A 12326-nucleotide genomic window follows, 5' to 3' on the forward strand; every position below is an offset into this window, starting at 1 on the left:
ATGAGAAATAATGATAATATCCGCATATTAGCTAATCCTTCTGTCAGTCATGGTGAGCCTTTACATATATCTGAAAAGCAGCCGGCAACAATACCTGAAGTTTTATACAGAACGGCGGCGGAGTTTGGGGATACAAAGGGAATCATTTATTTGCAGCCGGATGGAACTGAGGTTTACCAATCATACAGACGATTATGGGATGATGGACTGCGTATTGCAAAGGGGCTTCGCCAATCAGGCCTGAAAGCAAAACAAAGCGTGATTTTGCAGCTTGGTGACAATTCACAGCTTCTCCCTGCGTTCTGGGGGTGTGTGTTAACAGGGGGTGTTCCGGCTCCATTAGCCGTTCCGCCAACGTATGCTGAATCGAGCAGCGGCACTCAAAAGCTGAAAGACGCATGGACGCTTCTTGACAAGCCAGCGGTGATTACGGACCGGGGGATGCACCAGGAAATGCTCGATTGGGCAAAAGAACAAGGGCTTGAAGGGTTCAGGGCAATTATTGTAGAGGATCTGCTCAGCGCTGAAGCGGACACAGATTGGCATCAATCCAGTCCTGAAGACTTAGCGCTTTTATTGCTGACTTCAGGCAGTACGGGAACGCCCAAAGCAGTTATGCTTAATCATCGTAACATTATGAGCATGGTGAAAGGGATTATTCAAATGCAAGGCTTCACCAGAGAGGATATTACGTTTAACTGGATGCCGTTTGACCATGTCGGAGGGATCGGAATGCTGCATTTGCGGGATGTTTATCTTGGCTGTCAGGAAATTAACGTCTCAAGCGAAACGATCTTAATGGAGCCGTTGAAATGGCTGGATTGGATTGATCATTACCGAGCTTCTGTTACGTGGGCGCCGAATTTTGCGTTTGGTCTGGTTACTGATTTTGCAGAAGAAATAAAAGATAAGAAATGGGATCTGTCTTCAATGCGATACATGCTCAATGGCGGTGAAGCAATGGTAGCCAAGGTAGGGCGTAGAATACTTGAGCTTTTAGAACCACATGGACTGCCTGCTGACGCCATCCGACCTGCCTGGGGAATGTCCGAAACTTCATCGGGCGTTATTTTTTCTCATGAATTTACCCGGGCTGGAACAAGTGATGATGATCATTTTGTTGAAATAGGCTCTCCAATCCCCGGCTTCTCTATGAGAATTGTGAATGACCATAATGAATTGGTTGAAGAGGGTGAGATCGGCCGTTTTCAAGTCTCGGGTCTTTCTGTTACTAGCGGTTATTACCAGCGGCCTGATTTGAATGAGAGTGTGTTTACAGAAGACGGCTGGTTTGAAACCGGAGATCTTGGCTTTTTGCGAAACGGGCGCTTAACCATAACAGGCCGTACGAAAGATGCAATTATCATTAACGGCATTAATTATTACAGTCATGCAATTGAGTCTGCAGTTGAAGAATTACCTGAAATTGAAACTTCTTATACTGCTGCTTGCGCTGTCCGTCTGGGCCAGAATTCAACAGATCAGCTGGCTATCTTCTTTGTTACTTCCGCAAAATTAAATGATGAGCAGATGTCTCAGCTTCTTAGAAACATACAATCCCATGTCTCACAGGTGATCGGAGTCACCCCGGAATATTTGCTGCCTGTACAAAAAGAAGAGATTCCAAAAACGGCTATCGGAAAGATCCAGCGCACCCAGCTAAAAACTTCATTTGAAAATGGAGAGTTCGACCACTTGCTACATAAACCCAATCGGATGAACGATGCAGTCCAGGATGAGGGGATACAGCAAGCAGACCAGGTGAAAAGAGTAAGGGAAGAAATACAGAAGCATCTGCTCACCTGTTTGACTGAGGAGCTGCACGTTTCCCACGATTGGGTGGAGCCAAATGCAAATATCCAAAGTCTTGGTGTGAATTCTATCAAGATGATGAAGCTCATTCGATCGATCGAGAAAAACTATCATATCAAACTAACAGCTAGAGAGATACATCAATATCCTACAATTGAACGCTTAGCCAGCTATCTATCAGAACATGAAGACCTCAGCAGCTTGTCTGCTGACAAAAAGGGCACGGACACATATAAAACCGAACCGGAAAGGAGTCAGGCAACTTTTCAGCCTCTCTCTGAGGTTCAAAAAGGATTATGGACATTGCAAAAAATGTCACCCGAAAAAAGTGCATATCACGTACCTCTCTGTTTTAAATTTTCGTCAGGGCTTCACCATGAAACATTCCAGCAGGCTTTCGGCCTTGTATTGAATCAGCACCCAATCTTAAAGCACGTCATCCAAGAGAAAGACGGAGTGCCATTTCTTAAAAATGAGCCAGCACTTTCAATTGAAATCAAGACAGAAAATATCTCAAGTTTGAAAGAGTCTGATATTCCTGCTTTTCTTAGAAAGAAAGTAAAGGAACCGTATGTAAAGGAAAACAGCCCGTTAGTGCGTGTCATGAGCTTTTCCAGATCTGAACAAGAGCATTTTTTATTAGTTGTCATTCACCATTTGATTTTTGACGGAGTTTCGTCTGTCACATTTATACGCAGTCTGTTTGATACCTATCAGCTTCTTTTAAAAGGACAGCAGCCGGAAAAAGCTGTTTCTCCTGCCATTTATCATGATTTTGCGGCATGGGAGAAAAACATGCTTGCCGGCAAAGACGGTGTGAAGCACCGTACATATTGGCAGAAACAGCTATCGGGAACTTTGCCGAATCTTCAGCTGCCTAATGTCAGCGCAAGTTCAGTCGATTCTCAGTTTAGAGAGGATACATACACCAGGCGGTTGTCCAGCGGCTTCATGAATCAGGTCAGAACGTTTGCGAAAGAGCATTCTGTAAATGTCACGACGGTATTCTTAAGCTGCTATATGATGCTGCTTGGCCGTTACACAGGCCAAAAAGAACAGATCGTCGGCATGCCGGCCATGGTGAGGCCGGAAGAAAGATTTGATGATGCCATTGGACATTTTCTCAATATGCTCCCGATTCGGAGTGAGCTGAACCCGGCAGACACTTTTTCTAGCTTTATATCAAAATTGCAATTAACGATATTGGATGGGCTTGATCATGCAGCATATCCTTTTCCAAAAATGGTGAGGGATCTGAATATTCCTCGCAGTCAAGCAGGTTCACCGGTATTTCAAACCGCTTTTTTCTATCAGAATTTTCTTCAATCCGGAAGCTATCAAAGCTTGCTGAGCCGCTATGCTGACTTCTTTTCTGTCGATTTCGTTGAGTATATTCACCAAGAGGGCGAATACGAATTAGTATTTGAACTGTGGGAAACAGAAGAAAAAATGGAGCTGAACATCAAGTACAATACTGGGCTGTTTGATGCGGCTTCTATATCCGCCATGTTCGACCATTTTGTTTATGTAACAGAGCAGGCGATGTTGAATCCTTCTCAGCCTTTAAAAGAGTATTCTTTATTACCTGAGGCAGAGAAGCAGATGATTCTCAAAACATGGAACGCCACAGGAAAAACGTATCCATATATAACTTTTCATGAGTTGTTTGAGCAGCAGGCGAAAAAGACGCCTGATAGAGCGGCTGTCAGCTATGAAGGTCAAACATTGACGTATCGGGAGCTTGATGAGAAAAGCACACAGCTGGCCATTTATTTGCAGGCGCATGGAGTGGGTCCTGACCGTCTGGCGGGGATCTATGTGGATCGATCGCTGGACATGCTAGTGGGTTTATTAGCGATCCTCAAGGCTGGGGGAGCGTATGTGCCGCTAGACCCGTCCTATCCGGCTGAACGATTAGAATACATGCTTGAGGACAGTGAAGTTTTCATTACACTGACGACATCGGAATTAGTAAATACGTTGAGTTGGAACGGTGTCACAACAGCCCTTTTAGATCAAGATTGGGATGAAATTGCTCAAACAGCCTCTGATCGAAAAGTGCTTACACGCACTGTCACGCCAGAGAACTTGGCATATGTCATTTATACATCCGGCAGCACAGGAAAGCCAAAAGGTGTCATGATACCACATAAAGCTTTGACAAACTTTCTCGTTTCGATGGGGGAAACACCAGGTCTTACGGCAGAGGATAAAATGCTTGCTGTCACAACCTACTGTTTTGATATTGCAGCTCTGGAATTATTTTTGCCTTTAATAAAGGGCGCACACTGCTATATTTGTCAAACGGAGCATACAAAAGACGTTGAAAAACTGAAACGGGACATCCGCGCGATCAAACCGACAGTGATGCAGGCAACCCCCGCTACGTGGAAGATGCTCTTTTATTCAGGCTGGGAAAATGAAGAGAGCGTGAAAATTTTATGCGGTGGCGAAGCATTGCCTGAGACATTAAAACGATATTTCTTAGATACGGGCAGCGAAGCCTGGAATATGTTCGGGCCAACCGAAACAACTATCTGGTCAGCGGTTCAGCGCATTAACGTTGAATGCTCTCATGCCACGATAGGAAGGCCAATCGCCAATACACAAATCTATATTACGGATTCTCAGCTCGCGCCAGTGCCGGCAGGTGTTCCGGGTGAGCTGTGCATTGCAGGAGACGGTGTGGCGAAGGGCTACTACAAAAAGGAAGAATTAACGGATTCGAGATTCATTGACAACCCTTTTGAGCCTGGGTCTAAGCTTTATAGAACGGGAGACATGGCCCGTTGGCTTACGGGAGGGCGAATTGAATATATAGGCCGCATCGATAATCAAGTAAAAATCCGCGGATTCCGTATTGAACTTGGTGATATTGAAAGCAGGCTTAGTGAGCATCCCGGCATTCTGGAATGCGTTGTGGTCGCAGATATGGATAACCTAGCTGCCTATTATACAGCTAAACATGCAAATGCTTCTCTCACAGCGAGAGAGCTGCGTCATTTTGTGAAAAACGCTTTGCCTGCCTATATGGTGCCTTCTTATTTTATTCAGCTTGATCATATGCCGTTAACTCCGAACGGAAAGATAGATAGAAACAGCCTTAAGAATATCGATTTATCAGGGGAGCAGCTAAAGCAAAGGCAGACCTCTCCTAAGAACATTCAGGATACTGTTTTTACCATTTGGCAGGAAGTGCTGAAAACGAGTGACATTGAATGGGATGACGGATTTTTCGATGTGGGCGGGGATTCGCTTCTCGCGGTCACTGTGGCTGATCGTATCAAACATGAACTATCCTGTGAGTTTTCTGTCACAGACCTGTTTGAGTATTCAACGATTAAAAATATCAGCCAGTACATCACTGAACAGCGAATGGGCGATGCAAGTGACCATATGCCGACAGACCCGGCAGCTCATATAGAAGATCAGTCTACCGAGATGAGTGATCTCCCGGACTATTATGACGATAGTGTGGCGATTATTGGCATATCGTGTGAATTTCCAGGGGCAAAAAATCATGATGAATTTTGGGAGAACCTCAGAGACGGCAAGGAAAGCATTGCGTTTTTCAATAAAGAAGAGCTTCAGCGCTTTGGCATTTCAAAGGAGATAGCGGAGAATGCCGACTATGTCCCTGCTAAAGCTTCAATTGATGGGAAAGACAGATTTGATCCAAGCTTCTTTCAAATCTCTCCTAAAGACGCTGAATTTATGGACCCTCAGCTTCGGATGCTGCTGACTCATTCATGGAAAGCAATAGAAGATGCCGGTTATGCTGCGAGGCAGATTCCGCAAACCAGTGTTTTTATGTCGGCAAGCAATAATTCTTATCGCGCGCTGCTGCCGTCAGATACAACAGAGAGCCTGGAGACGCCGGACGGCTATGTTTCGTGGGTGCTTGCACAGAGCGGGACGATTCCGACAATGATTTCTCATAAGCTCGGGCTGAGAGGGCCAAGCTATTTTGTCCATGCCAACTGCTCATCCTCTCTGATTGGATTGCATTCTGCCTATAAGAGCCTCCTGTCGGGTGAATCTGATTATGCTTTAGTTGGCGGTGCAACGCTGCATACCGAGTCAAATATCGGATATGTGCATCAGCCTGGGCTGAACTTTTCGAGTGATGGACATATTAAAGCTTTTGACGCTTCAGCTGACGGAATGATAGGCGGTGAGGGCGTTGCTGTTGTATTGCTGAAAAAAGCAGCTGATGCAGTAAAGGACGGGGATCATATCTATGCCTTGCTGAGAGGCATTGGTGTAAATAACGACGGCGCTGACAAAGTCGGCTTTTATGCTCCAAGCGTTAAAGGCCAGGCTGACGTGGTCCAACAGGTCATGAATCAAACGAAGGTACAGCCTGAATCCATCTGCTATGTAGAAGCACACGGGACCGGAACGAAGCTGGGGGACCCGATCGAGCTGGCGGCTTTAACAAACGTTTACAGGCAATATACAAATAAAACGCAATTTTGCGGCATTGGGTCGGTGAAAACCAATATCGGACATTTAGATACAGCCGCCGGTCTTGCGGGCTGCATTAAGGTTGTGATGAGTCTTTATCATCAAGAGCTTGCACCGAGTGTCAATTATAAGGAGCCGAATCCAAATACAGACTTAGCCAGCTCTCCTTTTTACGTCGTCGATCAAAAGAAAACGTTAAGCCGTGAGATCAAAACGCACAGGGCTGCACTTAGCTCGTTCGGGCTTGGCGGGACAAATACCCATGCCATTTTTGAACAATTCAAAAGGGATTCAGATAAGGGAAAGATAGACGGAACCTGCATCGTCCCGATCTCGGCGAAAAATAAAGAGAGGCTGCAAGAGTATGCAGAAGACATTCTGGCCTATTTAGAAAGAAGAGGGTTTGAGAACAGCCAGCTGCCTGATTTTGCGTATACCCTTCAGGTGGGGCGCGAAGCGATGGAGCATCGCGTTGTCTTTATTGCCGATCATGTAAATGAGTTAAAACAGAGGCTCACAGATTTTATCAATGGAAATACAGCGATTGAAGGCTGTTTTCAAGGAAGTAAGCACAATGCCAGAGAGGTTTCATGGCTGACGGAGGATGAGGACAGCGCTGAACTCATACGTAAGTGGATGGCCAAAGGAAAAGTAAACAAGCTTGCAGAAATGTGGAGCAAGGGAGCGCATATAGATTGGATGCAGCTTTACAAGGGAGAGCGCCCAAACAGAATGAGTCTGCCGACTTATCCATTTGCAAAGGAACGATACTGGCCGTCGCAGGATGACCGCAAACCGGTGGCGCAGATATCCGGAAATCAGACAGGGATCGGCTCTATTCATCCATTGCTTCATCAGAATACATCTGATTTTTCTGAACAGAAATTCAGTTCGGTTTTCACTGGTGACGAATTTTTCCTGAGAGACCATGTGGTAAGAGGAAAGCCTGTGCTTCCTGGTGTTGCGTACCTTGAAATGGCGTACGCGGCTATAAACCAGGCGGCAGGAAGTGAAATTGGCCAAGATGTCAGAATCAGATTGAATCATACAGTCTGGGTTCAGCCTGTTGTGGTTGACAGACATTCAGCTCAAGTGGATATCAGTCTCTTTCCTGAAGAAGATGGAAAAATCACCTTTGACATTTACAGTACACAGGAAGACGGGGACGACCCTGTTATTCATAGTCAAGGCAGTGCGGAGCTGGCATCTGCCGCCGAAACGCCAGTCGCAGATCTCACTGAAATGTCACGCCGTTGCGGCAAAGGAAAGATGTCGCCTGATCAATTTTACGAAGAAGGCAGAAGCAGAGGAATGTTCCATGGTCCGGCCTTTCAAGGAATTAAGAATGTGAATATAGGAAACAGAGAGGTTTTGGCGCAGCTGCAGCTTCCAGAAATCGTTTCTGGAACGAATGAACAGTTTGTGCTGCACCCAAGTATCATGGATTCCGCCTTGCAGACAGCAACAATATGCATCATGCAGGAATTGACGGATCAAAAGCTGATTTTGCCATTTGCGCTTGAGGAGCTTGAAGTGATCAAAGGGTGTTCTTCTTCTATGTGGGCTTATGCCCGCTTAAGTGACAGCGATCACTCCGGAGGGGTTGTTCAGAAAGCGGATATCGATGTCATTGACGAGAGTGGAACCGTATGTGTCAGGATCAAAGGATTTTCAACGAGAGTATTAGAAGGGGAGGTTCATACTTCAAAGCCTTCAACACGGCACGAACGCTTAATGCTTGAACCGGTGTGGGAAAAACAGAATGAAGAACGAGAGGACGAAGATCTTTCGTACACGGAGCATATCATTGTTCTCTTCGAAACTGAACGAAGTGTCACAGACAGCATTGCCTCCCACATGAAAGATGCCCGTGTGATTACTCTAAACGAAGCTGTAGGACATATTGCTGAACGTTATCAATGTTACATGCAGAACATTTTTGAACTCCTGCAAAGCAAGGTCCGTAAGCTTTCTGCAGGCCGTATCATCATTCAAGCGATTGTTCCGCTGGAAAAAGAGAAGCAATTGTTTGCCGGCGTTTCCGGTCTGTTTAAAACAGCAGAAATAGAGTTCAGCAAACTGACTGCTCAGGTCATCGAAATTGAGAAACCTGAAGAGATGATAGACCTTCACCTCAAGCTGAAAGACGACAGCCGGAGACCATTTGACAAACAGATTCGATATGAGGCTGGATACCGTTTTGTGAAAGGCTGGAGGGAAATGGTGCTTCCTTCAGCTGATACGCTTCACATGCCGTGGAGAGACGAGGGTGTTTATCTAATCACAGGCGGAGCAGGAAGCTTAGGCCTTCTGTTTGCAAAGGAAATTGCCAATCGAACTGGCCGGTCTACTATTGTGCTGACGGGACGATCTGTTTTAAGTGAGGATAAGGAAAACGAGCTGGAGGCTCTTCGAAGCATCGGAGCGGAGGTTGTCTATCGAGAGGCTGATGTAAGTGATCAGCATGCGGTTCGTCATCTTTTGGAGGAAATCAAAGAAAGATATGGCACTCTCAATGGAATTATTCACGGTGCAGGCAGCAGTAAAGATCGCTTCATCATTCATAAAACGAATGAAGAGTTTCAAGAAGTGTTGCAGCCAAAAGTGAGCGGGTTGTTACATGTAGACGAATGCAGCAAGGATTTCCCATTGGACTTTTTCATTTTCTTCTCTTCTGTTTCGGGATGTTTAGGAAACGCTGGACAAGCCGATTATGCGGCAGCCAATTCGTTTATGGATGCATTTGCTGAATACCGCCGTTCTCTTGCGGCATCAAAAAAGAGATTCGGCTCCACCATTTCCTTCAATTGGCCGTTATGGGAAGAAGGCGGTATGCAAGTCGGCGCTGAAGATGAAAAGAGAATGCTGAAAACGACGGGAATGGTCCCGATGCCGACAGATAGTGGCTTGAAAGCATTTTATCAAGGGATAGTATCTGATAAGCCGCAAGTTTTTGTGATGGAAGGACAGCTTCAGAAAATGAAGCAAAAACTGCTTTCCGCAGGATCGAAAGCCAAGCGGAACGATCAGAGAAAGGCGGATCAGGATCAAGGACAAACTAGAAAATTGGAAGCAGCCTTAATCCAAATGGTTGGCGCAATTTTGAAAGTAAACACTGACGATATCGATGTCAACACAGAGCTGAGTGAGTACGGATTCGACTCAGTTACATTCACTGTCTTTACAAACAAGATCAACGAAAAATTTCAATTGGAGCTAACACCGACCATATTCTTTGAATATGGCAGCGTCCAAAGCCTGGCTGAATATGTAGTTGCTGCGTATCAGGGCGAATGGAATCAAGATGCTACTGCTAAAGGCAAAGATGAAAGAACAAACTTAGTGCACAGTTTAAGCAGCCTGGAGGCATCATTAAGCAACATGGTCAGTGCAATTTTAAAAGTAAATAGTGAAGATATTGATGTCAATACAGAGCTGAGTGAATACGGATTTGATTCAGTTACATTTACGGTCTTTACAAACAAGATCAACGAAGAATTTCAGTTGGAGCTAACGCCGACCATTTTCTTTGAATATGGAAGCCTCCACAGCCTGGCTGAGTATTTGACCGTTGAACATGGTGACACCCTGGTTCAGGAGCGAGAAAAACCAGAGGGGCAGGAAGAGTTACAGACAAAATCTTCTGAAGCGCCGAAAATCACATCACGTAGAAAGCGCCGCTTTACACAGCCTATTATTGCAAAAGCAGAAAGAAACAAAAAGCAGGCTGCCGATTTTGAGCCGGTTGCAATTGTCGGCATCAGCGGCCGGTTCCCTGGCGCTATGGATATAGACGAATTTTGGAAAAACCTAGAAGAAGGAAAAGACAGCATCACAGAAGTTCCAAAAGATCGATGGGATTGGCGGGAGCATTATGGAAACCCAGACACTGACGGCAATAAAAACGACATCAAATGGGGTGGGTTTATTGATGGTGTCGCAGAGTTTGATCCGTTGTTTTTTGGTATTTCGCCGCGAGAAGCTGATTATGTAGACCCTCAGCAGCGCTTGTTAATGACATACGTGTGGAAGGCATTGGAAGATGCGGGTTGCTCGCCGCAAAGCCTTTCGGGTACAGGGACCGGTATCTTTATCGGTACGGGAAACACCGGTTATAAAGATCTATTCCATAGAGCGAATCTTCCAATTGAAGGCCATGCTGCTACAGGTCATATGATTCCTTCGGTAGGCCCGAATAGAATGAGTTATTTTTTAAATATTCATGGTCCGAGCGAGCCAGTAGAGACGGCTTGTTCCAGTTCTCTTGTAGCCATTCACCGTGCTGTGACTGCGATGCAAAACGGTGATTGTGAGATGGCGATCGCTGGAGGCGTGAATACGATCTTAACCGAGGAGGCGCATATTAGCTACAGCAAGGCGGGGATGCTCAGCACAGACGGCAGGTGTAAAACCTTCTCCGCCGATGCGAATGGCTATGTCAGAGGCGAAGGGGTCGGAATGGTCATGTTGAAAAAGCTGGAAGATGCCGAGCGCGACGGAAATCATATTTACGGCGTTATTCGGGGCACGGCGGAAAATCACGGCGGAAGAGCCAATACCCTGACATCGCCTAATCCGAAAGCACAAGCTGATTTGTTGGTGCGTGCATATCGCCAAGCAGACATAGATCCAAGCACTGTCACATATATCGAAGCACATGGAACAGGGACGGAATTGGGCGATCCGATTGAAATAAATGGGCTGAAAGCCGCGTTTAAGGAACTATCCAATATGAGAGGCGAGAGCCAGCCGGATGTTCCGGATCACCGTTGCGGCATCGGCTCAGTTAAAAGCAATATCGGTCATTTAGAGCTAGCAGCCGGTATTTCCGGTTTGATCAAGGTGCTTTTGCAAATGAAGCATAAAACGTTAGTGAAAAGCCTGCATTGCGAGACGCTTAATCCTTATCTTCAGCTGACTGACAGTCCGTTTTACATCGTTCAGGAAAAACAGGAATGGAAGTCTGTCACAGATCGTGACGGAAACGAGCTTCCGCGCCGTGCCGGAATCAGTTCGTTTGGGATTGGCGGAGTAAACGCGCATATTGTGATTGAAGAATATATGCCAAAAGCCAATTCAGAACACACGGCTACAGAACAGCCAAACGTAATTGTGCTGTCGGCTAAAAATAAAAGCAGGCTGATAGATCGTGCTTCGCAATTGCTTGAGGTGATTCGCAATAAAAAATATACTGATCAGGATTTGCACCGCATCGCTTACACCCTGCAGGTCGGGCGCGAAGAAATGGATGAGCGTCTGGCGTGTGTTGCGGGGACAATGCAGGAGCTTGAAGAGAAACTGCAGGCGTTTGTTGACGGTAAGGAAGAAACAGACGAATTTTTCCGGGGACAGTCTCATCGAAATAAAGAGACCCAGACTATTTTTACAGCAGATGAAGATATGGCGTTGGCACTTGATGCTTGGATCAGAAAAAGAAAATACGCCAAACTTGCTGATTTATGGGTCAAAGGGGTCTCAATCCAGTGGAACACATTATACGGAGAGACCAAACCGCGCCTGATCAGCCTCCCTTCATATCCGTTTGCGAAGGATCACTATTGGGTGCCGGCAAAGGAACATTCAGAAAGAGACAAAAAAGAACTGGTTAATGCGATTGAAGATCGCGCCGCATGCTTTTTGACGAAACAATGGAGTTTGAGTCCAATTGGATCAGCAGTGCCGGGGACAAGAACTGTTGCCATCCTGTGCTGTCAAGAGACAGCAGATTTAGCAGCAGAAGTGTCTTCGTATTTTCCGAATCATCTCTTAATAGATGTGAGCCGGATAGAAAATGATCAGTCAGACATTGATTGGAAAGAGTTTGACGGCCTAGTGGATGTCATCGGATGCGGTTGGGATGATGAGGGCCGGCTGGATTGGATTGAATGGGTGCAAAGACTGGTTGAATTCGGGCATAAAGAGGGGCTCAGGCTGCTTTGTGTGACGAAGGGGCTCGAATCGTTTCAAAACACATCTGTCCGGATGGCTGGCGCCTCACGGGCTGGGTTGTATCGAATGCTCCAATGCGAGTACAGCCATCTTATATC

At 46.0% G+C, this 12326-nt stretch carries 1 protein-coding gene (only partly in view); it reads left to right on the forward strand.

The window, feature by feature from the left end:
* A protein-coding gene (gene pksJ, locus QF06_RS07635; RefSeq protein ID WP_043940121.1) for a polyketide synthase PksJ crosses the window boundary here: on the forward strand, positions 1–12326 show its 5' portion. Its footprint extends 2806 nt past the window's final position; the window shows 12326 of its 15132 coding nt (coding positions 1–12326); its start codon is at positions 1–3; its stop codon lies beyond the right edge, outside the window.

The sequence above is a fragment of the Bacillus sp. YP1 genome, from assembly GCF_000877815.1.
Taxonomy (GTDB): Bacteria; Bacillota; Bacilli; order Bacillales; family Bacillaceae; genus Bacillus; species Bacillus subtilis.